This window comes from Synechococcus sp. W4D4, assembly GCF_047716805.1.
Lineage (GTDB): Bacteria > Cyanobacteriota > Cyanobacteriia > PCC-6307 > Cyanobiaceae > Vulcanococcus.
Map to the genome: position 1 here is coordinate 595,896 of NZ_CP180404.1, position 21,164 is coordinate 617,059.

Annotated in this window: 24 protein-coding genes and 1 pseudogene; 13 read left to right on the forward strand and 12 right to left on the reverse strand. The window is 62.4% G+C overall.

The window, feature by feature from the left end:
* Window positions 1-41: 41 nt before the first annotated feature.
* Window positions 42-224 (forward strand): hypothetical protein, encoded by a 183-nt coding sequence (locus ACLM42_RS03330; protein ID WP_247911338.1) that lies wholly within the window; start codon window positions 42-44, stop codon window positions 222-224.
* Between the two features lie 126 nt (window positions 225-350).
* Window positions 351-770, forward strand: coding sequence for a helix-turn-helix domain-containing protein (locus ACLM42_RS03335; protein WP_415399713.1), 420 nt, complete (start codon window positions 351-353; stop codon window positions 768-770).
* Here ACLM42_RS03335 and ACLM42_RS03340 read toward each other — a convergent pair.
* Window positions 767-1,171 carry an SgcJ/EcaC family oxidoreductase gene (locus ACLM42_RS03340; RefSeq protein WP_415399714.1) on the reverse strand — a complete coding sequence of 135 codons (405 nt, stop codon included), beginning with the start codon at window positions 1,169-1,171 and terminating at the stop codon, window positions 767-769. The genes ACLM42_RS03335 and ACLM42_RS03340 overlap by 4 nt on opposite strands.
* A 63-nt stretch (window positions 1,172-1,234) precedes the next feature.
* On the opposite strand from ACLM42_RS03340, the gene ACLM42_RS03345 reads away from it, so the two are divergent.
* A complete protein-coding gene (locus ACLM42_RS03345; RefSeq protein ID WP_415399715.1) occupies window positions 1,235-1,894 on the forward strand; it encodes a ParB-like protein in 660 nt (219 codons plus the stop codon).
* Window positions 1,895-1,927: 33 nt separating this feature from the next.
* Window positions 1,928-2,398, forward strand: coding sequence for a universal stress protein (locus ACLM42_RS03350; protein ID WP_415399716.1), 471 nt, complete (start codon window positions 1,928-1,930; stop codon window positions 2,396-2,398).
* On the opposite strand, the gene ACLM42_RS03355 is transcribed toward ACLM42_RS03350, so the two are convergent.
* Complete coding sequence (locus ACLM42_RS03355; RefSeq protein WP_247911333.1) at window positions 2,395-3,894, reverse strand: peptide ligase PGM1-related protein; 1,500 nt, start codon at window positions 3,892-3,894, stop codon at window positions 2,395-2,397. The two genes, ACLM42_RS03350 and ACLM42_RS03355, sit on opposite strands and share 4 nt — an antisense overlap.
* A gap of 90 nt (window positions 3,895-3,984) precedes the next feature.
* Here ACLM42_RS03355 and ACLM42_RS03360 point away from each other — a divergent pair, with 90 nt between their 5' ends.
* The 3 genes and pseudogenes from ACLM42_RS03360 to ACLM42_RS03370 all read left to right on the forward strand — a co-directional run.
* Window positions 3,985-5,349: a DUF2252 domain-containing protein gene (locus ACLM42_RS03360; protein WP_415399717.1), complete on the forward strand. Its 1,365-nt coding sequence runs from the start codon at window positions 3,985-3,987 to the stop codon at window positions 5,347-5,349.
* A gap of 259 nt (window positions 5,350-5,608) precedes the next feature.
* Window positions 5,609-6,133 (forward strand): hypothetical protein, encoded by a 525-nt coding sequence (locus ACLM42_RS03365; RefSeq protein ID WP_415399718.1) that lies wholly within the window; start codon window positions 5,609-5,611, stop codon window positions 6,131-6,133.
* 120 nt (window positions 6,134-6,253) lie between these two features.
* Window positions 6,254-6,334: pseudogene (locus tag ACLM42_RS03370) on the forward strand (DUF202 domain-containing protein); the annotation flags it as partial.
* A 457-nt stretch (window positions 6,335-6,791) separates the two neighbouring features.
* Here the strand turns inward: ACLM42_RS03370 and ACLM42_RS03375 are convergent.
* The 5 genes from ACLM42_RS03375 to ACLM42_RS03395 form a co-directional block, all read right to left on the reverse strand.
* Window positions 6,792-8,117, reverse strand: coding sequence for a carbohydrate porin (locus ACLM42_RS03375; protein WP_415399719.1), 1,326 nt, complete (start codon window positions 8,115-8,117; stop codon window positions 6,792-6,794).
* Window positions 8,118-8,130: 13 nt separating this feature from the next.
* A complete protein-coding gene (locus ACLM42_RS03380) occupies window positions 8,131-8,586 on the reverse strand; it encodes a phycobilisome linker polypeptide (RefSeq protein ID WP_415399720.1) in 456 nt (151 codons plus the stop codon).
* A gap of 100 nt (window positions 8,587-8,686) precedes the next feature.
* A complete protein-coding gene (locus ACLM42_RS03385) occupies window positions 8,687-9,091 on the reverse strand; it encodes a phycobilisome rod-core linker polypeptide (protein WP_415399721.1) in 405 nt (134 codons plus the stop codon).
* A gap of 199 nt (window positions 9,092-9,290) precedes the next feature.
* Window positions 9,291-10,391: a dihydroorotase gene (pyrC, locus tag ACLM42_RS03390; protein ID WP_415399722.1), complete on the reverse strand. Its 1,101-nt coding sequence runs from the start codon at window positions 10,389-10,391 to the stop codon at window positions 9,291-9,293.
* Window positions 10,392-10,415: 24 nt separating this feature from the next.
* Window positions 10,416-10,985, reverse strand: coding sequence for a YqhA family protein (locus ACLM42_RS03395; RefSeq protein WP_010317753.1), 570 nt, complete (start codon window positions 10,983-10,985; stop codon window positions 10,416-10,418).
* Window positions 10,986-11,148: 163 nt separating this feature from the next.
* Between ACLM42_RS03395 and ACLM42_RS03400 the strand changes: the two genes are divergently transcribed.
* Genes ACLM42_RS03400 through selD form a run of 6 tightly spaced genes read left to right on the forward strand, consistent with a single transcriptional unit; the run spans window position 11,149 to window position 18,626 of the window.
* Entirely contained in the window at window positions 11,149-12,222 is a 1,074-nt protein-coding gene (locus ACLM42_RS03400; RefSeq protein WP_415399724.1) for an amino acid ABC transporter substrate-binding protein, read from the forward strand.
* Window positions 12,222-13,178 carry an ABC transporter permease subunit gene (locus tag ACLM42_RS03405; protein WP_415399726.1) on the forward strand — a complete coding sequence of 319 codons (957 nt, stop codon included), beginning with the start codon at window positions 12,222-12,224 and terminating at the stop codon, window positions 13,176-13,178. Before ACLM42_RS03400 ends, ACLM42_RS03405 begins: the two co-directional genes overlap by 1 nt.
* Window positions 13,178-14,389: an amino acid ABC transporter permease gene (locus ACLM42_RS03410; protein ID WP_247911326.1), complete on the forward strand. Its 1,212-nt coding sequence runs from the start codon at window positions 13,178-13,180 to the stop codon at window positions 14,387-14,389. The genes ACLM42_RS03405 and ACLM42_RS03410 overlap by 1 nt, the downstream gene beginning before the upstream one ends.
* An 8-nt stretch (window positions 14,390-14,397) precedes the next feature.
* A complete protein-coding gene (locus ACLM42_RS03415; protein WP_305852211.1) occupies window positions 14,398-15,141 on the forward strand; it encodes an amino acid ABC transporter ATP-binding protein in 744 nt (247 codons plus the stop codon).
* On the forward strand, window positions 15,142-16,575 hold the full coding sequence (locus ACLM42_RS03420) for an MFS transporter (RefSeq protein ID WP_247911325.1): 1,434 nt from the start codon (window positions 15,142-15,144) through the stop codon (window positions 16,573-16,575).
* Complete coding sequence (gene selD / locus ACLM42_RS03425) at window positions 16,572-18,626, forward strand: selenide, water dikinase SelD (RefSeq protein WP_415399730.1); 2,055 nt, start codon at window positions 16,572-16,574, stop codon at window positions 18,624-18,626. Before ACLM42_RS03420 ends, selD begins: the two co-directional genes overlap by 4 nt.
* Here the strand turns inward: selD and ACLM42_RS03430 are convergent.
* The 5 genes from ACLM42_RS03430 to ACLM42_RS03450 form a co-directional block, all read right to left on the reverse strand.
* On the reverse strand, window positions 18,623-19,399 hold the full coding sequence (locus ACLM42_RS03430) for a hypothetical protein (RefSeq protein WP_415399732.1): 777 nt from the start codon (window positions 19,397-19,399) through the stop codon (window positions 18,623-18,625). The two genes, selD and ACLM42_RS03430, sit on opposite strands and share 4 nt — an antisense overlap.
* A 36-nt stretch (window positions 19,400-19,435) precedes the next feature.
* On the reverse strand, window positions 19,436-19,720 hold the full coding sequence (locus ACLM42_RS03435) for a 2Fe-2S iron-sulfur cluster-binding protein (RefSeq protein ID WP_247911322.1): 285 nt from the start codon (window positions 19,718-19,720) through the stop codon (window positions 19,436-19,438).
* Window positions 19,721-19,762: 42 nt separating this feature from the next.
* A complete protein-coding gene (locus ACLM42_RS03440) occupies window positions 19,763-20,449 on the reverse strand; it encodes a LuxR C-terminal-related transcriptional regulator (protein WP_415399734.1) in 687 nt (228 codons plus the stop codon).
* 202 nt (window positions 20,450-20,651) lie between these two features.
* On the reverse strand, window positions 20,652-20,891 hold the full coding sequence (locus tag ACLM42_RS03445) for a DUF3136 domain-containing protein (protein ID WP_247911320.1): 240 nt from the start codon (window positions 20,889-20,891) through the stop codon (window positions 20,652-20,654).
* Between the two features lie 4 nt (window positions 20,892-20,895).
* The gene (locus ACLM42_RS03450; RefSeq protein ID WP_247911319.1) at window positions 20,896-21,114 is read right to left on the reverse strand and encodes a CP12 domain-containing protein; all 219 of its coding nucleotides are present in this window, start codon (window positions 21,112-21,114) and stop codon (window positions 20,896-20,898) included.
* Window positions 21,115-21,164: the final 50 nt, after the last annotated feature.

A 21,164-nucleotide genomic window follows, 5' to 3' on the forward strand; every position in this document is an offset into this window, starting at 1 on the left:
AGTCACGGCTTGCATGAAGGGGTTTCGCAACGACCCTGGCCATGGCGAGCTTCAAAGAGGTCGCAAGCTTGCTGTTGCTTGGCCTCTATGGCTTCATCGCTCTGCGGGTTCTACTGACCTGGTGGCAGCAGCGCCGTCAGCGCCGTTGGCGAAATGCTGCCCACTCCCCATTGGCATCGACGACCTTCGCTGCAAAACGGACGGCCTCAGGTCGGATGCGTTGAGCACTATGCAGATACTGCATAGTGCCCCGAATTCCATGACATAACTCCATTCGGTTCAGGATCTTCCCGTAATTTTTGGGACCCAGGATTGTTCTCTTGCCGGGTCTCCCAGCTCATCAACGGGTTGTGAACCCTGCAGATGCTGAGGTGATGCGGGCGCTGGCCGTTTATGTCGCCGAGCATTTCGCAAGCGATCTGCGGATGCCTGACCTCGCGGCCCACGTCCATGTCAGTGTCCGCTCCCTGCAGAACCTGTTCAATAGCCATTGCGGTGAGCCACCGCTCAAGGCCCTCAGGCGTTTCCGCCTGCATCAGCTCTACAGCCTCGTCATGGACCGTCCCTGGACGCCCCTGCGTGAGCTCTATCGCCAATGTGGCCTGACGGGATCGGTGGCTGATCGCGATTTCTTCCTCGAGATCTACGGCCTCACCATCCGCGAGCACCAGGAGGGATCACGGGTGAAGTCGTCCTCCCCTCCGGTCCCCTCGGTGTTATCGGAGCTGCCCAGAGGCGAGCTGAGGCACATGCTCAAGCCGGCGGCCTAGGGCAGCAGCGAGGAGTGGTGGTGCTCAATGCTCCACGTCCCATCCCTGTAGACGTAGACAAAGGTGTAACGGGCCTGCACCCAGCCTTGGTCATCGAGTTCAAAGCTGTAGTTGCCGGCATCGATGGCGACGTTGCAGTCGCTTTGGATCACCCGTTGATCGATGCGACCGGTGGGGTGTTTGCTCAAAAAGCCCTTGAAATAGTCCTCGATCCCGGCCGTACTGGTGCGCGCCTGATCCGAGAGGGTGGGTAGCAGCAGGGCATCGGGGCGATAAAGGGCGCTGACTTGGGTGGGATCCCCGGTGGCCAAGGCCGTATTCCAGCGGTCGAACAGTCCTGCGACTTGCCTCTCCGAGAGGGTGTGGCAACTGGCGGAATCAACGGCCTCGGCACTGTTCACCCCAATACACAAAACGGCGAACAGAGACAGCAGCAGTTGAAAAACCCGGTTTAGGTTCGAGCGATGCCTTTGCGTCTGCCACCGTTTCATCCCCTGCCGCCCCCCACGGGGGGCAAGAAAGCGCTGTTGGAGGTCCCAATTCAGGATTTGCATCCGACTCAGCTCTGCGTGGGCATGGCGGAGATCGTCAGCCGCCAAAGGGATTTTGCTGAGGATGACCCCAAAGAGCAGCGTCAGTACTTAAAGCGCAAGCCCACGCCGCTGGTGCGCAGTGCCTCCGGAGAGCTCTGGATGCTGGATCGCCACCATCGCCTGCGGGCTCTGCTGGAGCTCGATCCCAGTGCCACGGCCTTTGGATATGTGGCGCTGGAGGTGCAGAGCGATGACCCCACCGTGGTGTTGGGCGAATTGCACCGCCGAGGTTGGCTTTACCTCTATGACGGCCGCGGCCTGGGGCCACTGGACCCCTCGATCTTGCCCCCCACGCTGCTGGGGACTCAGGACGATCCCTACCGCAGCTTGGTTTGGAAGTTGAAGCGCGAGAAGGTCATCGCCTCGGCGCCCTTGATTCCCTTCCATGAGTTCCGCTGGGGTGCATGGTTGCGCAGTCGCCAACTCCCCCCCTTCAGCTCGTCGAAGTTGGAGCCGGCCCTGCCCGCCGCTCGCGCCCTGGCTCGCTCCCAGGCCGCGTCCCAGCTCGCCGGTTGGATTGGTCCGTCCTGACTAGCTTGCGGGTAGAGCGAAGGACTGCGGCTGATGTTTCGTCATCTCCTGGTGCCAACTGACGGTTCAGAACTCTCCCAGTTGGCAGTGGATCAGGCGGTCCAGATGGCCAGTGAAATCGGTGCCATGGTCACCTTTTTCCATGTTCAACCCAGTTTTTATGGCCGCCCTGACGTGGCCCTCTATGGCGAGGGCTTAGTCCTCGATCCTCTTTTGAGCGAGCAGTTCAACAAGGCCAATGCGGACTACGCCGAATCGGTCTTGGAGCAGGCCAAGGCCAAGGCCAGCAGCAAAGGTGTGCTCGCGAATGGGGCGACCTCGGTCAATGCCGTCATCTACGAGGCGATCCTTGAGGCAGCCAGCGAGAACAATTGCGATCTGATCTTCATGGCCTCCCATGGCCGGCGCGGCTTGGCTGGTCTTGTGCTCGGTAGTGAAACCCAACGGGTCCTCACCCACGCTGACCTCCCGGTGCTGGTCTATCCCGGCCGCGGCCAGGATTAGGGCCCGCTCTTGACGTTGGTGGCCTGCTGGATGAGCTGACCGGTGGTGGCCGTGTAGACCTGCTTGGCTTCTGCGGCGCTGCGGCCCACGCAGGTCATCCCCAACTTGCCGTACTCCGAAAGGCAGCCCAGTAGATGAAAGACGCTGCCCCGCAGGCGGGCGGGGTCGTAGTGCAGATCCGCTTCGGCCACGATGTCAATCAAGTCCGCTGGCAGGAGTCCTCGCAGGTTGGGGTGGGTGAGGTTGTCGGTGGCCATGTAGTGCAAGGCCTGTCCGGTGGGGGAGAGAAATTCACCCGATTCCCCATCGAGCGTCCCTGTAGTGATGGCCCGAAGGGCCATATAGGGGTGGGTGGTTCCTCCTTGCCTCAAGTTGACCTCGATCGCTTGCAGGTCCCATTGCCCATCGATCAGGCGGGCGATGAAATCGACGGCGTAGCGCTCGAGCGCCCCTTCAGCGGCGAGGGCTTCGCCAACGGCATGGCCATGGCGCATCAGTGCGAGGCGATAGGCCTTGTCCGCGGGGAACCGGCAGCCTTGATAGGTCTGTCCATTGGTCCCCCCCAGGATCTGCTCATGGGTGGAGAGGACCTCAACGGAGCCCCCCGGATGAATGGTCCCTTGCACGCTGGGGGAGCTGAGCTGGTCGCCTCCTTCAAGCCAGGCTTCCACCAGGGCACCCTGCTCGGCCAGCAGGCTCAGCCAGCCCTTGGCGGGCATCGGTAAATGATCGAGTTCTTGCCGCAGCCGCTGGCGACGGCCTGCGGCAGAGAGCTCCTGCAGTTGCAACAGCTCAAGATCTAGGGATGCATTGCCTTCTCCACTGATCCCTTCGTTGAGCTTGACCACGCAGCGCTTGAGTTCTGGGTGGGCCTCCCAGAGCTCTGCAGTGACTTCGGCCAGGTCCTCGAGGTTGTGGACCAGATCACTCCCCGGTGGATGGGGAACTGTGCAGCGGGCAAAGAGCTCTCGACTGCCGGCTTTGCTGCCCCAATGGCCCAGGGCTGGGTCTGTGCCCAGGAGCGGAATCTGCAGTGCCTCGGAGAGCTGTTTTTCCAACTCGGTCACCACGAAGCAACTGATGAAGCTGCGGCCGGGTCGTAATTGCTCCTTGATCCGTGCGAGCAGGGCTGGGCGCTCCAGCAGTTTTTCAGTCAGCGGACGGTTCGAGGCGTCGTCGGCATCAAAGAGCTGCAGACGCCGGCGGGCATGGGAGGTGGGCACACCGGGTAAGAGCTCCAAGACCGCATCGACCACCAGCTCTGGCAGCAACTTGCTCGTGACGTAGATGGCCCTGACGCCGGGATCCCGGAGCCGAATCAGGGAAAACAACTGGCGCTCTTCGTAGTGGTGCGCTCCGGTCACCAAGGCCATCAGGGCCTGGTCCATGCTGAGTGAGGGCACGACCAGAACGTCAAACTGGCCGCTCTGACCGCTGTGTTCACAGCCCCAGCCAGGCTGCAGTTGCGCTTGGAGTTCCCGAAAGGAGAGGGCCATAGGGCGAGGCGCGCATCTCCATCTTTGCCAGGTTCTTCCGTTTTGCCCGTTGGCCAGCTAAGTCGTAAATAGGTGCACTGCCCTGGCCCGGTGAGTTCGAGCGATTCCAACTTGGCTGGATGGGAGGACCTGGCGCTTTGGCAACCGGTGATCGATCGGATGGATCCGATTGCTCGGATTGAAGAGCAGAACCACACGCGCTTGCCTTGGCTGATCCCTGAGCGCCATCGCCGCATGGCCGAAAGTCCCTTCGCTTGGTTCAGGGGTACGGCAGCCCAGATGGCGGCGGATCTGGCTCCGTTGCCCCGCAGTACCCATCAGGTCCAGCTTTGCGGCGATGCCCACCTGCTGAACTTCGGTTTTTATGCCTCGCCAGAGCGCAGTCTTGTTTTTGATATCAACGACTTTGATGAGACGGCTCCTGGGCCGTTTGAGTGGGATGTCAAACGGCTCCTGGTCAGTGCCGTCCTAGTGGCACGGCAATGGCAGCTGGATAGGGAGGAGCAATTCCGCTTGGCTCGCAAGGTGGCGGGGGCCTATCGCAAGGCCATGGCGGAGTACGCCAGCCTTCCCACCCTGAAGCTTTGGAATTGCCTGCTCCACGTTGAGCGGTTTGTTGAGGCCCTGCCGGCCACGGCCTTTCGATCCCATCTGGAGGCTGCGATGGGCCAAGCTCTGCGGCGTTCGGGCCGTCATGCCATCCAGAAGCACTGTGAGTTCCTGCCCGATGGGACGGCCCAGATTCGCCATGAACCGCCGTTGATCTGGCGGCACGCTCTGCTGGATCCTGCCCAGTTGTGGATCTCACCGGAGCCTGTCGATCCTGCCTCTCTCCCCAGCCATGCCGAGGCGCTGGCCTTCCTGTTGGCGGGCTATCGCGACAGCCTGCCGTCCCACCGGCGTTATCAGCTGCAGGACTTCGCCATGATCGACACCGCTCTGAAGGCCGTCGGTGTCGGTTCCGTGGGGACCCGCTGTGCGATTGGTTTGATGAAGGGGCCGCACCCCGAGGATTGGCTGCTGCTGCAAAGCAAACAGGCTCTGCCGTCCTGCATCAGCCAGCAACTCGGAGAGCAGGTTGGGCATGAGGGACAACGGGTTGTCGAAGGTCAGCGCTTGATTCAGTGCGTGTGCGATCGCTTCTTGGGCTGGACCACTACGCCGAAGGGGTTGCCGTTGTATTGGCGGCAGTTCAGGGATTGGAAGGCCTCGGTCCCCCTGGACGCGATGAAGCCGGCTTCCTTGAAGGCCTACGCCAAGCTTTGCGCCTCGGTCCTGGCCCGGGCCCACGCCAGAAGCGGACAGCGCCAAGCGCTCCATGGCGCCCTGGGGGATGACAAAGCGTTTGATCGGGCCATGGCCAGCTTTGCTGTGGCCTACAGCGATCAGGTGGAAGAGGACCACCGCGCCCTGCTCCAGGCGATGGCCTCGGGCCGTCTCACAAGCTCAGACTGATCTGGACGCTGGTGGCTAATGGAACGGCGTTCAGCCAGGTTGAGCATGTTTTTCGTTATCGATATATAGAGCAGGCTTGAGTTTCCGTGTTTATCGCTCCAGGGCTAGTGAAAACCTGGATTTATCGGCTGCCAATACTGTGCTTCGGAATTTCAGAAAGAGGTTGCTATTTTCAGTGTCCTTGGCAGGATAAAAGAGTCCATTTAAGGGTTGTTCAAGGGTGATTTAATCCGTGCTTTAGTCGCCCAATTCGACTCCCTTGGTTTCCTTCGGTCTTCTCGTTAACGCAATCTCAATCCCAATGGCATCGTTAAACTCTAATCAAGACAAGGCGTCTTCTGTGCCTTTGAAGGCAAAAATAGCCAATGTTTTTCAGGCAAGAAAAGCCTTTCATGGTAAAAGTCTGGTCGGCAGGCTGAATAACAAAGTTGCAACAAGCATTACTGACAGCGTTGGAACGATGTGGTGTGCTTATATATTCGCAGCTCTTGCACTTGTCTCACTCCCTGATGCTTTGAGCTCAGGTAATCTAATAACAATTGTCGCGTGGACGGCGCAAACCTTTTTGCAGTTAGTCCTGTTGCCCATCATTATCGTTGGGCAAAATATACAGGCAAAGCAAACTGACCTCAGGGCCGAAGAGGATCATAAGAATATCATTACGGTTCACGAGCTTGCTAGTGATAATCATAAGTTTATCCAGGAAGCGAGAGACATGAAACATCGCACAGGCGAACGACTCGCCGCCATTGAGAAAAAGCTCGACCTTCTCTTGTCTTCTTAAGTTTTATTCTGGTGCTACCTTGAGCGCCGCCCATGCTTAAGCAGCGAAGCCCACGCCTTCGTAGTCACGTGTTTGACAAAAGAACCTTGATAACGAGTTGCTCCTCATAGAACTCGAAAAGCACAGGAGAGGACCCTGATGGCTTGGGCTAGGACACCTTTAGCTCTCATAGGTTTTGGGTCGGTTTGCATAAAGTTATAGAAGCTTTGTGCGCTACGCATAGGGTACCTCTGTCAAAAATAGATGTAGATATCCTTGCTCTTGTAGTCCTTGTGACGGGAGTATTCTCTTTGATATCAGCTGTTTGCAGTCACAGTAACGAGCTGGATCGATTGCGTGATCCAGGCTTTGTGTATGAAGGCTCCGCCGGATCTGCTTCCACTGTAAGCCTAATGATTGCTTTGATCGGAGTGGTGGCATCTGTGCTGGTGATAACTAGTTGGTTCAGGTAATGCTCAAAGGTTTTTGAGATGTATATTCCCGCAAATCTCGAGCTTCAATGTGCAATCGATCTGAATAGGTTCGATCGATTTCCTTCTTGGTGCCCTGGGCGAGGGCAAAACATTTGATTGGGCCATGGCCAGCTTTGCTATGGCCTACAGCGATCAGGTGGAAGAGGACCACCGCGCCCTGCTCCAGGCGATGGCCTCAGGTCGTCTCACAAGCTCAGACTGATCTGGACGCTGGTGGTCAGGATCCCTGGGGTGGGTTGTTCGCGCCCGCTTGGATCGAAGATCCACTGCAGGGTGGGTTGCAGATTCAGGTTGGGATTGAGCTGCAGCCGGTAGCCCAATTCCAGGACGCCCTCATAGGGCCGGTTGGGATAGGCCGGTGGTGCACTGGAGCTCAGGCCGGCGTGGCTGCCCCCCAGGATCAGCAGGTCCTGGGGGCGGTTGGGGACGACGCCTTGGACCACCACGCCACCGCCGATGAAGCTGGGGGCCTGGTTCAGGCTGAAGTTCGGCGAGTAGGCCGCGCCAATCCAGACCCGATCATCGAGTCCCAGGCGTAATCCGCTCTTCCAGGTCGCGCTTCCATAGACGCCTTCGCCCTGGAAGTCCGTGGTGAAGCCCCCCACCGACAACAGCTCAGCGGGCAAGGTGGGGGTGGCGGCAACGGCACCCTTTGGCGTGTAGTTCAGCTGCAGGATGTGGGCATCGCCGACCTTGGTGGGTGTGAGGTTCACCGGCGCCCCCAGGGAGGTGATCACGGGGATCGCTGTTTTCAGGTCAAACCAGCCGTAGTAGACGGCGAGGCTCTCGTGGGGATGCAGATCCAGCCGTGCCGCGAGGGCAGAGAAGGGCGTAACCGGAATGTTCCCCGCATAGATGTTGTAGGTGTTGTTCAGGGCCGAGTGCACATAGCTATCGAGGATCGGGGCCGTCATTAAGGTCCCGTCGAAATCGCTATTGATCGGGATGACACCAGCGCGTAGCCCGATCCAACTGGTTCCGGCGTCACGCTCCAGCGAGAGTTCCGTGGGGTAGAACCCGGTGGGGTAGGCCAGGGTTTGTGGGGCGAGGAAGGCGCCAATCCGGCCGGCATAGCTGACGTCGCCGGCGACGTGGTTGACGTTGAGATTCAGGCTCCAGTGGTCCAGCTCGACCCAGTCCGTGGAGGCCTTGCCCAGGCCAGCTCCGACCTGGAGATCGAGGTCGGTGTCTTGGATCCAGGCCGATGTCTGCGCCGCGCCGCCGATCGGGTTGGCCATGGGCTCGGCGGTGTAACTGATCGAGACGCGCAGCCAATCCGGCAGCTTCAGTGCCTGCTGCAGGCTGAAGGGCTGATCAGCCGAGGCTTCCGCGGTGGGCGTGTCGACTTCGCCTGCCCACGCGCCCGCCCCAAGCAGCAGTCCCAGCAGGCAGCCCAGGGATCCAGTGGCGAGGCCGCGCGCGATCACCGTGGCGTCCGAAAAGGTGGCCCCATCTTGGCGGCAATCGCCATGAAAAACCCCCGGCCGCTGGGCCGGGGGGCTGGCATTCACTGAGCTGGACAGCTCAGCCCTTGGAGCGGCCGCGGCCCTTGGCTTTGGGCTTCTCCTCTTGATCCGGTGCTTCGGCGGCGGGTGCCGGTGCGGCGGTGTTGCCATCACCACTGACGACGACGCTGACGACGCGGCCGCCTTGGCGCAGGATGCGCTGCAGCGCCTCGTTCATCCGGCTGTAGGGCACCCGGGTGGTGTAGGCGCCGTGGCGGATGAAGCGGTTGTTGGCGATGCCGGTCGCGGTGATCGTGACCACGCGGCTGCCGTCCGCTGCACCGGCATTCGGAGCGGAGACCAGCAAATCATTGCTGCGGAAGCCGTAGGCGGGTGTGCCATCGATGCGGCGGGTGCTGGGCAGGTCGCCGCTCGGCAGATCACTGCCGGACGAGACGGCTGCGCTGAAGGGACCGTCGGTGGAGATGTGGGCGTACTGAGCCGCGCTGGGGGTCCGGATCGGGGTGGAGGGCACCGCTGACGGGGATCGGACGGTTCTGGTGCAGGGCTTGGCCCAGCTTGAACTGGGTGCCGTTGCGGTCGCCCTTCACCGAGGCGGCGGCGCCGCGGGCCAGTTACATCAGATAGGAGAACTGCCGGCCTTCATGGCCAATCGAATAGCCCCAGCCATGCATGTGGGGAACGCGGTGGTTGCCGAAATTGCGGTTGTATTCGGCGCTATCGATGTAGGAGTCGATCTCCGCGTCGTAGCCCTGCTCCTGCAGGATCGTGAAGTGGTGGAGCATCTCCTCTTTGTTGTGAGGAGCGCGGCCCAACAGGTGCTTGTGGTTGAGCTCGATGAAGCGATAGGGGTTGCAGTTCTCGAAGAACCGGGCGCGGTACTGGGCGCTCTTGGCCACGAGGCGCACGAATTCCCGCACGTTCAGGTAGCCGTTCCGGAAGAGCGACTCGCTGCCTTCGAGTCGATCGCTCTTCATCACATGCTGTCCGCCCAGAACCTGCTGGTAAACGGCGCGCATGATGGTGCTGTTATCGCTATCGGATGCCTGTTTCCAGTGTTCTTTGTTCTGGCCGTTTGCAAACCTCTAGATGCCCAGGGCGGGCGCCTTTACAAGAGACAGGTGGTTCGGGCGGACTGTGGGAGAAGCGCGTGATTCACGCAGCCGCGTCGAAAGTAGGCAGGTTTGTCTTGGCTGTCTTTGAAAGATTGCGAGCTCTTTACGCCGCTTTTGTGTGCCATTGGGCCTGATTGAGGCGCCAATTCAGTGCTTCACCGGCGTGAAATGGCACCAGGGTTGTGGGAGTCGTGCTGCCGTTCTCGAGCTCCATCAGGCCTGGAATCGAGTCGTTGCTGCCGCTGCGTTCCAGTGCAATCGTGCCCGTGTTGAGCGGGAGCCCGTAGAAAGTCGGGCCATGCACGCTGGCGAAGGCCTCGAGGCGATCGAGCACCCCCTCTTCTTCGAAGACTTGGGCGTAGCTCTCGATGGCAAACGGTGCGTTGTAGATCCCGGCGCAGCCGCAGGCCGATTCCTTCGATCCCCTCGGGTGGGGCGCTGAATCGGTGCCCAGGAAGAACTTGCTGCTGCCGCCGGTGGCCGCCGCCCGCAGGGCGAGGCGATGCCGTTCCCGTTTGGCGATCGGCAGGCAGTAGAAGTCCGGCCGCAGGCCCCCTTGGAAGAGGGCGTTGCGGTTGATGTGCAGGTGGTGCGGCGTGATCGTCGCCGCCAGGTTGTCGGGTCCGGTGGCCACGAAGTCCGCCGCGTCGGCGGTGGTGATGTGCTCGAGCACCACCTTCAAGCCCGGATGGCGCTGGAGCAGGGGGATGAGCTGCTGCTCGATGAAGACCGCCTCGCGATCAAAGATGTCAACGGCTGGATCGGTGACCTCGCCGTGGATCAGCAACGGCATGCCAATCCGCTCCATCGTCTCCAGCACGGATTGGATGTTGCCGAGATCGCGCACCCCGGCATCGGAGTTGGTGGTCGCGCCGGCGGGATAGAGCTTGGCGGCGCTGAAGACCCCTTCGCCGTAGCCCAGCTCGAGCTCGGCGGGGTTGATGGTTTCCGTCAGGTAGGCGGTCATCAGCGGCGTGAAACCTGCTGCGGCGTCAGCCCCTTGGCTGGCCCTCAGGGCGGCCGTGATCCGATCGCGGTAGGCCTTGGCCTGCTCCACCGTGGTGATGGGTGGCTTGAGGTTGGGCATCACGATGGCCCGGGCGAATTGCCGCGCCGTGTGGCCGACCACCGCCTGCAGCATCTCCCCATCGCGCAGGTGGAGATGCCAGTCGTCTGGCGTGCGGATCGAGAGGGTGCTGGTCATCCCTTCGTTTTACACAACAGTGCTCTACTCAAAGGGGGTCTCCCTGGGCTGGTTCCAGGTGGATCGGTTTGGACCACCGGAGACCAGGTAGGCCGAGAGGGCCAGCAGTAGCACCGAGCCGGAGAAGACCAACAGATTGGTGGTGTTGTCGATCGGGAAGATCAACATCGACTTAAAGGCGGCCACGATCAAGGCCACCAGGATCACCTTCACCAACTTTTCCTTCAGGACATCCAGGCTGCGGATGTCCAGCAGTCCGTTGCCGCCGGCGCCAGGGCTGCGGGCCGCCTCGATGTCAGAGATCAGCAGCTCGTAGACGCCATAGCCAAAGATCATCAGGGCGATCCCGATCAGATACAGATCGACGCCGCCCACCAGCTCCCCAAGCAGCAGAGCCACCGTGCGGCTGTCGTCCGGGGAGGCATCAAGCAGTAGGCCCATGGAGTGCCAGATCTCTGAAGTGCCGCTGATGAAGGTGGCGCCGCTGCCCAGCAGGCTCATCACCACGGGCACGATCGCGATTAATCGGAATTTCCAGAGCCAGCGTTCAAAGACGTTCTCAATGGCCCAGCTCAGGCGCTTGATCGAACTCATCGAAGCGTTGGGTGCAGCGATAGATGGGGTGACCCTAGGCCGCTGTTTCGGCGACGTTGTGGGGCACTCGTTCGCGTTCAGAGCAGCCGAATGAAAAAACCAGTGGCAGGCTCAGGCCTCATTGGAGGACCGGTGGCACAATTCGCGAAATGAGCCCTGGTTGATGCCCTTTTCCCCTTCGCTCAGCGGCAAGGTCATCCGATCGCTGCCCCTGCTCGCTGGCCTGGCCCTCACGGGTTGTGCCGTTGAAGGTTCGGGGGTGCAAAGCCAAAAGCTCGCTGCGCTGAAGGCCCGCGGTGAATTGGTCTGCGGCGTCGACGGCAAGTTGCCGGGCTTCAGCTTTGTCGCCCCTGATGGCCGCTACCAGGGCTTTGAGGTGGACCTCTGCCGGGCGGTCGCCGCTGGAGTGCTCGGCGATCCCGCCAAGGTGGAATTCCGCGATCTCAGCGCCAGTGAGCGCTTTGCGGCGGTCAATAGCGGCGAAGTGGATCTGCTCTCCCGCAGCACCACCATGACCCTCAGCCGCGATGCGGCAGGGGGCAACGCCCTGAGTTTTGCGCCGGTCCATTTCTATGGCGGTCAGGCCGTGATGGTGAACGCGGGCAGCGGCATCACCTCCTTGAAGCAGCTGGCCGGCAAGCCGATCTGCGTGACCACCGGGACCACCACGGAATTAAACCTGGCGGATCGGATGCGGGAGCTCAACGCCGCCTATATGCCGCTGAAGTTTCAAAACGACGGCCAGACCTACGGGGCCTATCTCCAGGGCCGATGTGTGGCGGTCACCAGTGATCGAGCTCTGCTGGCCGCCAAACGCAGCAGCTTTCCCGACCCCAAGGCCCACGTCCTGCTTGCCGGCGACCTGAGCAAAGAACCCTTGGCCATGGCCACAGTGAACGGTGATCCGGCCTGGGCCGATGCGGTGCGTTGGATCGCCTTTGCCCTGATGCAGGCGGAAGAATCCGGCATCACCCAGGCCAACGTCGAGGCCAAGCTCGCTGAGGCCCAGGCCGACAGCAACCAGGCCGATCTGCGGCGTTTTCTCGGGGTGGATGGCCAGTTGGGCCAGCAGCTTGGCTTGCCGGCTGATTTCGTCGTTCAGGTGATCAAGGCCGTGGGCAATTACGGCGAGATCTTTGATCGCAACTTGGGCGTGAACACCAGCATCGATCTGGAGCGGGGCACCAATCGCCAGTGGACCGATGGCGGCCTGATCTATTCGCCGCCCTTCCGCTGATGGCTGAGTCGGTCACGCCTTGGTGGCGCAACCGCCGCCTGATCCCCTGGTTGGTTCAGGCCGCGGTCGGTCTGCTGGTGCTGGTCCTGGTGGCTTTCCTGCTGGGGAACTTGGTGCAGAACCTGGCCTCGGCCGGTTTGCTGCTGACCTGGCGCTGGATCGGCAACCCCGCCGGTTTTGACATCTCCGGCAGTTGGTTGCCCTTCAGTGCAGAGCAGCCCTACTGGTGGGCGCTGCTGGCGGGACTGGTCAACACCTTGCGTGTTGTCGTTCTTGGTTTGATCGGCGCTTCGATCGTCGGTACTGCCGTTGGGGTGGCCTCCTTTAGTGGCAACGCCTTGCTGAGGGGCCTGGCGCGGGTCTACGTCGAGCTGATCCGCAATATTCCCCTGCTGCTGCAGTTGGTGTTCTGGTATTTCGTGGTCTTTCTCTCCCTGCCGGGTGGGGCCCAGGCGATTCAGTGGCCGGGGCTGGTGTTGGCGCAGTCGGGCCTCTACCTGGGGATGCCCGAGTTGGTGAATGGGGTTTGGCAGGCACCGATTCGTCTGAGCGTTGAGTTCGCCGCCCTCCTGACTGGCTTGATCGTCTACATCTCGGCCTTTATCTCGGAGGTGGTGCGGGGAGGGATTGCCTCGGTGCCCAAGGGGCAGTGGGAGGCCGCCCGATCGCTGGGCTTCAGCCCTCTGCAAACCCTGCGCCGGGTGGTCCTGCCCCAGGCCCTGCCGGTGATCGTTCCAGGTCTGAATAATCAGTACATCTCCCTGGCTAAGAGCTCTTCGCTGGCCATCGCCTGCGGCTACGCCGATCTCTATTCCGTGGCGGAGACGACCTTGAACCAGACCGGGCGAGCTGTGGAGGTCATGGTGATCCTGCTGGGGGCCTACTTGGCGATTGATCTGGTGATCTCCGCTCTGATGAACGGGCTGAACCGGGCTGTCCAGATGAGGAGTCGCTGATGGAGCGCTCCTCCCAACTGCAGCGCCTGCGGGCCGCCTTCTTCGCGTCTCCCCTCGATGGCCTGATCACGGCCCTGCTGCTGGCCGCCCTGTTGGCCGGTGGCCATGCCTTGATCCAGTGGCTGGTCTTCAAAGCCCAGTGGGCGGTGATTCAGGTCAACAGCACCCTGTTCGCCATTGGCCGCTATCCGCTTGATCAGCAGTGGCGCCTGTGGTTGCTCACGACCCTCCTGGCGGGTGCCACGGGCTTGAGTTGGGGACTGCTGCGTGCTTTGCCTCGCCCCGATCGTCGGGCCGTGCTCTGGCCGGGCAATGATCGTTTGGCCGTTGCGCTGCTGGCGGGTCTGGCGGGGCTCTTGCCGCTGTTCCTTCAGCTGAGCTCCGCCATCGCCCTGCGCTGGTGGCTGGTCACGACTCTGTTGCTCTCTTGCCGTTGGTTGGCCGGGCGCTTTGGGGCAGCCCTACCTGCTTTGCTGCGTCGGGGCTGGCCCTTGATCTGGCCGTTCCTCTACGTGGTGGGCATGACCTTGATCGCGGGGGGCTTCGGTCTGCCCGCGGTTTCCCCTTCCCGTTGGGGTGGGCTGCTGTTGACCTTGATCGAGGCCAGCTTCGCGATCCTGCTTTGCTTCCCTTTGGGCGTGCTGCTCGCCCTCGGCCGGCGCAGCCGCTTGCCGCTGCTGCGTTGGCTCTCGGTGATCTACATCGAGTTCATCCGCGGGGCGCCGCTGATCACCCTGCTGTTTCTCGGCCAGAACATCCTGGGGCTCTTGCTGCCAGGTGGCTTCACTCCGGATCGGGTCTGGCGCGCGGCTTGGGTGCTGACCTTCTTTGCGGCGGCCTATGTCGCCGAAGCCGTGCGGTCGGGGTTGGTGGCCTTGCCCCCGGGGCAGATGGAGGCAGCCCGCGCCCTGGGCTTGCCGGTTCATCAGGCCATGCTCAAGGTGGTCTTGCCCCAGGCCCTGCGGGTGGCCTTGCCGGCCATGGTCGGGCAGTTCATCAACCTGCTGCAGGACACCACCTTGCTCTCGCTGATCGGTTTGTTTGAGCTGCTGGGCACGGCCCGGGCGGTGATGGCCAACCCTGCTTTCCTCGGGAAGGACGCCGAGGTGTATCTCGTGCTGGCGGTGCTGTTTTGGTGCTGCTGCGCGGCCTTGGGTTTGGGGAGCCGCGCCCTGGAAACCCGCCTGAATCCCAACCCTCAACCCGCCTGAGTCTCCCCATGACGGATCGCGACCTGATCATCGAGGCCCGCGGGGTCGAGAAGTGGTACCCCAACGGCTACCACGCCCTTCGCGGTGTGGACCTGAGCGTCTATCGCGGTGAGGTGGTGGTGATCATGGGGCCCTCCGGCTCCGGTAAGAGCACGTTCATTCGCACCTTCAACGCCCTCGAGGATTTCCAGGCGGGATCGATCGTCGTCGATGGGATGGCGCTCTCCGATGACGTCCGCAACATCGATGCGATCCGCCGTGAGGTGGGGATGGTCTTTCAACAGTTCAATCTGTTCCCCCATCTGACGGTTCTCGAGAACCTCTGCCTCGCACCGGTGCTGGTGCGCAAGCGGGACAAGGCCGAAGTGGAGCAGGAGGCCTTGGACCTGCTGGAGCGCGTGAATATCCGTGAGCAGGCCGACAAGTATCCCGGCCAGCTCTCTGGCGGTCAGCAGCAGCGGGTCGCGATCGCCCGATCGTTGTGTATGGAGCCGCGGGTGATGCTCTTCGATGAACCCACCAGCGCCCTCGATCCCGAGATGGTGCAGGAGGTGCTGGAGGTGATGCAGGAGCTGGCCCGCGATGGGATGACCATGGTGGTGGTCACCCATGAGGTGCGTTTCGCTCGTCAGGTGGCCAGCCGGGTGGTGTTGATGGCCGAGGGGGAAGTGGTTGAGATTGCTCCGCCCGAGCAGTTCTTCAGCGCACCGCAACACCAGCGCACGCGGCAATTCCTGAGCCAGATTGCCTAGATGGAACGGCGCCAGGTTCAGGCCTATATCGACGAAGTTCCCCGCTGGTCCAGTGGCGAAGGCCTGGCGGGGCCGCCCCTCTCCTCGATGCAGTGGCTGGTCTGGGTCTTGGCCTCGGCGGGCAAGTTCTTCGAGGGGTTCGTGGTCTTCATCGGCGGCATCGCCCTGCCGCTGGTCCATGAGGAATTTGCCCTGAGCGCCGCCGAGGGCGGTCTGCTGACGGCGGCTCCTCTGTTGGGGATCTTGATCGGTGCCTTGGTGCTGGGCGGCCTGGCGGATCGCTGGGGGCGCAAACCGGTCTTCATTACCGAGATGCTGCTGCTGCTGCTCGGCTTGGTCGGCGCGGCCTTCAGTCCCAGCTTTGGCCTACTCCTTAGCTGTCTGTTGCTGGTGGGTGTGGCCCTGGGGGCGGACTATCCCACGGCCCATCTGGTGATCTCCGAATCGATCCCCTCCGCCATTCGTGGTCGTTTGGTTTTGGGGGCCTTCAGCTTTCAGGCCCTGGGGGCCCTGGCGGCCACAGCCCTGGGGATTGGGGTGTTGCTGCTGCGCCCCGAACTGCAGGCCTGGCGCAGTTTTTACCTCTATCCCGTGATTCCGGTAGCCCTGGTGGCTTGGGGCCGCTTGCTCCTACCGGAGAGCAGCCATTGGTTGGCCTCCCGCGGTGATCTACAGGGCGCCGAGCAGCAACTGGGATTGCTGTTGAACCGCTCCGATGTGGAGCTCAGGCCCGCTGAGGTCTCCTCCCCGGGCAACGGCTCCTGGAGGGAGCTGTTCCAAGGGCGACTGCTCCGGGCCACGGTGCTCTCTTCGGTGCCCTGGTTCCTCCAGGACATCTCCACCTATGGCATCGGGATTTTTACCCCTGTGATCATCGGTGCCTTCTTCGGCACGGCGATGGGCGGGCATACGGTCAGTGCCGTGATTCACGACGACCTGCTGGGCGCCAAAGGGGCGGCGCTGGTGGATCTGGCCTTTGTGGCGGGCATCGCTGTGGCCATTGCCCTGGCGGATCGCTGGGGACGAATCCCCCAGCAGGTGATCGGTTTTATCGGCTGCGCCTTGGGGCTGGCTTTAGCGGCTCTGGGCTCCGGTGATGGGCCCTGGGGGCAGAGCCTTCCCCTGATCCTCTGCGGCTTTGTCCTGTTCCAATTCATGACCAACGTCGGGCCCAATGCCCAGACCTATCTGTTAGCGGGGGAGCTCTTCCCCACGCATCTACGGGGATTAGGGGCTGGTGTGGCGGCCGCCGCCGGCAAGGTGGGCGCGGTTCTCACGGCCTTTCTTTTCCCGGTCTTGTTGGCGCAATGGGGCACCCAACGGCTGCTGCCGCTGCTGGTGCTCTCGTCCCTGGTGGGGGCTGCTGTGACCTGGATCTATCGCATCGAAACCAAGGGTCTAGATCTGGGTGCGGCGGCCCAGAACCGGCCTTGAGCCATCCACGTCAGCTGCTGCTGTTAGCCGGGGGTGGCCACAGCCATGTCCTGCTGCTGCGGCGCTGGTTGATGCGCCCTCAGCTCAAGCCCAAGGACACAGCGGTGGTGCTGGTCAATCGCGGCAGCACCGCCCTCTATTCCGGGATGGTGCCAGGCCTGGTGGCGCGCCTCTACGGTCCAGGCGAGTGCGCCATTGATCTTCGCGATCTCTGCAATCGAGCAGCTGTGGCCTTCGTGCGGGCTGAAATCACGGGCATTGATCTGCCGCGTTCGCAGCTGTTGCTCAAGGGCAGGCCGCCGCTTGCGTTCGATCGCCTCAGCCTCGATGTGGGTTGTCAGACCAGGGATGCCGAGGGCCAGCTCGGCGTCAAGCCGTTGGAGCCGTTTCTGCGTTGGCTCGAGCAGGCCCCGGCTTCGCTGCTGATTCGTGGGGGCGGGGCCGCGGCGGTGGAGTTGGCCTTGGCGCTCCGGGCCCGGGGCCACCAGCCCAAGCTGCTCTTGCGGGGTGAGCAGTTGCACCTGGGATCACCGGCTGCCAACCGCGCTGGGGAGCTCCTGCTGGCCGAGGCGGGGGTTCCTCTGAGCCGTGGTGTGGGCCCCGAGATGCCTGCTGATTTGGCCTGCACCGGCTCTCAGGCACCGCCCTGGTTGGTGGCCAGTGGTCTGCCCTGCGACCCCGTGACGGGCAGGATCTGGACTGAGCCAAGCCTGGCGGTGGAGGGCCATCCCCGCGTGTTCGCCTCCGGGGATTGCGGCCTGCTCCGTCGCGATCCTCGGCCTGCCTCGGGGGTCTGGGCCGTGCGCGCAGCGCCGCTGCTGGCGGTCAATCTCAAACGCAGCCTGGAGCAGCCCGGGCGAGGGCTCAGGCCTTGGCACCCCCAGGCTCGCGCGCTGCAGTTGCTGGGGGATGGAGGCACCCGGGCGGTGGCGTTCTATGGGTCCTGGTCACTGGGGCCCTCCCGCTGGCTTTGGCGCTGGAAGCAGCGGATCGACCGACGCTTCATGGAGGGGTTTGCCCGGGGCGCTGCCATGGGTGATGGGGAGGAGATGGCCTGCCGGGGCTGTGCCGCCAAGGTGGCCGCCGATCCGCTGCAGGGGGCCCTTGCCCGCCTACAGCCTGAGGGGCATTGCCCACCGCCGGAGGATGCCGCGGTCCTGGCGCCCACTCGAAGCGGAGATCTGCTGTTGCAGAGCCTCGATGGCTTCCCTGCCCTGGTGGATGACCCGTGGCTGAATGCCCGGCTGACCACCCTGCATGCCAGCAGCGATCTTTGGGCTTGCGGCGCTCAGCTGCAGAGCGTTCAAGCCCTGGTCACCTTGCCTGAGTCCGCCGCCTCGGTGCAGCAGGAACTGTTGTTCCAGACCTTGGCCGGTGTGCGCTCCGTTCTGGATCCCCTGGGGGTGCCCTTGCTCGGTGGTCACACCCTTGAGGGACGCGATGGCGCTGGTTTGGGCTTGAGCCTGAGCGTTAATGGATTAGTGGCCCCAGATCAGCACTGGCCCAAAGGGCCCCTGCAGGGCGATCAGGTTTTGATCTTGACGCGGCCGATTGGTACGGGGGTGCTGTTTGCTGCGGCGATGGCTGGGGTCGCCAAGCCCCAGTGGATTGACGCCGCTTTGGAGACGATGCAGCAAAACCAAGCTCCCCTGGTGGAGCTGTTGCGGGCTTACGGCTGCAGCGCCTGCACCGATGTCACGGGCTTTGGGTTGCTTGGCCACCTCATTGAAATGCTTGGAGCCGGCCAAGTGGTGGAGTTGAATCCCGGCGCCATTGCTGCCCTCCCCGGTGCGCGAGCCCTATTGGAGCAGGGGCAGGCCAGCACCCTGGCCCCCTCCAATGCCCGGGCTCTGGCCCAGTTGGATCGCGGCGGCTGCGTGCAGTTGAGCGCTCCGGCTACCGCTGTTGATCAGCAGTTGTGGATCGATCCACAAACCTGTGGACCCCTGCTGGCCGCCCTCCCGGCCTTCCGCGCAGAGGCCGCACTCGGGCGCATGCGGGAGTTGGGCTTTGATCAGGCTGCTGTGATTGCCAAGGTGCTGGCGGCCTAGTCGCGCACCAGCCAGCCCACCGTCAGGTCTCCGGGATCCCGTTGCAGATAGAGGTAGCCGCGGGCACCGTTGCTGCGGCGGCCATTGACGATTAGCGCGCTGTAGTTGTAACTCCGTCCGGTCTGATCGGTTTCCTGGATCGTTCCCCAGCAGCTCCTGGGATTCAGGGTCAGCTGGCCGCTGTAGCTCGCGGTTTCGCTGTTGCCGCCGTAGCTCGAGAGGGCGATCCCCTCCACGCTGCCGTTCTTCCACTGCTCCCGCTGCACAACGGCGTTGGGGCTCCAGCCTCCGCTGACTTGGCTGAGGCCCATCTGACGGCTAACCACTAGCCCATTGAGGTTGGCGTTGTTGCAGCGGCCCGTGGCCATCGGCAGCCAGCTGCTGCTGATCACCCGCCCTGTGCTGCGGATCAAGCCATAGACGGGGCGACCGCGGCCATCGAGGACCACCTCGCTGCGGTCCAGGCCCCAAGGCAGCTGACGCTCAATCACCGCGACGCAGTTGCTGCCGATGCTGCGCTGGCCCCGGTAGGCGCTGCGGCGCTCCTGGGAACCGAGTCGCTCCACCAGCAGACCCTCGACGCGTCCATTTGGGAGCCAGCGCTCCTCCATCAGCCGCGCCGTCGGGGTCTTGCTGCCCTCGATCACTCCGGCTCCCCACACGGCGAAGCGTCCAGTGCTGATTGGGCAGGTTGCGGGCGCAGCTGGGCTTGGACCCGCTGGAAGTGCCGCGATCAGCAGGGCAGCAGGCAGAACAACACGAGTCACGCCCATCGCAGCGGATCCAGCAGTGGTGCTCGCATCATGGGTTCAATTCAGTTCGGCGGCCACGTCCGTTCGCAGCAGACAGTCGCTGCGTGGATAGCTCACGCAGAGCAAGGCGTAGCCCTGCTCGATTTGCTCTTCATCGAGGAAGCTCTGGTCGGCTTGATCCACCGTTCCTTCCAACACTTTTGCTGCGCAGGTGCTGCAGGCCCCAGCCCGGCAGGAGAAGGGAAGCTCATGGCCGGCGGCCTCGGCTGCATCAAGGATGTACTCCTCGCTGTCGCATGGGAAGGAGCCACCCGCTTCAAGCTTGATGGTGTGGCTGGCCATGGCAGCAGACTTCAGCTATCTGGTTTCTAGCCACGCTTTGGCTCAGATCTTGACCATCCCGCAACGCATTCCTTTGAGCACCGCCTGAACCCTGTTGTTGACCTCCAGGGTTTTCAACAGTCGCTTGGTGTAGGTCCGCGCTGTTTCCTCGCTGACGACCAGCTGCTCGGAGATCTCCCGGTCCGTCAGGCCGCTGGCGAGGAGGTCGAGCACTTCATATTCCCTGGGAGTCAGGCGCGGGCAGCTCAGGTAGGGCAGCTGCCCTGAGCGCAGGGAGGGACTCCGGTAGGAGTGATTCCCCATCACCGCCAGGACGGCGGCCTCGAGCGGTTTCTGGTCTTCGATGAAGTCTGCTTCTGCCACCACCGCTTCCAGCCAGGGCGCCTCGGCGTGCTCCACCGGGATGGCATCACCGAGGGCCAACATCACGACCTTCAGCTGGGGCTGCAGTGCTTTGGCTTTCTTGGCGAGGTCAAAGCCGCTGCCGCTCTCCAGAAAATCGGTGCAGATCAGCAGCTCATAGGGTTCTTGGCCGAGGTAGCTCAGGCAGCTCTTCTCATCGGTGACGGCGCAGCCGATCAGTTCAGTCTCTCGGAAGCTCTCGCACAGGCAACGCAGAAAAAAGCGCCCCTTCATCGCGAGCGCCACCTTGCCGCTAACCGCAACCGATAGGAGCACCTCATCAAGGTTGCTTCCTTGCAGCGTCTCGAGATAGGGGGTGAGATCCATTGCTCACTCCTCAGCGGAGGAAAGCTCCAGTGGAGCTGCATCCATCATCGATGAGCGCCTGCCTGACCGGTTTGATCGTGTCGAACTGACTTATTTCGTTCGTAAAACAATCAATCTTTCATCAAAAAAACTACACAGGCTAGGTGCCTCGTGCAGGCTTGAATGATCGCTTAGCGCTAGGTCTATCAGCGAAGGCGTGGCTTCACTGTTGTTGTGCGGACTGGGCTTTGACCAGTTGGGCGTAGAGATAGTCAGGAGCTTTGTACTGCCTGGGGAGGCAGTGGTGGAGCGTCTCCAGCTTTCCCCAACACACCGTTTTCTGGATCTTGTTGAGGGTGCGCTTTTCTGCAATCAGCATCTTGAGTGCTTTGCAGTACAGCTGGTAGTTCGCCTCCAGCTCGCCGATGGTGATGCTGGGTGCCTGGGGAACGGTCATTGTCATTTGACTAGTCGTCATAGACGAGGCAGCCGGGAGCCTCGGGGTTTAGATCGCAGTAGACCTCCATTGGGGTGGGGTCTTTGCTCTCTTCAGGGTGGTGAGCCTTGTAGGTCTCCAGGTCCTTGAGCTCGGCTTCCAGGTGAGCGGCCTTGGATTTGTCGCCTTTGATGCGGGCTTGTTCCAGCTCGCTGCGGTCTTGGGCGATGTGGGCGTCGATGCTTTCCAAGAGCTCATCTGTGCTGCGAAGTACAGCTAGATCTGGCCCCTGTTCCCTCG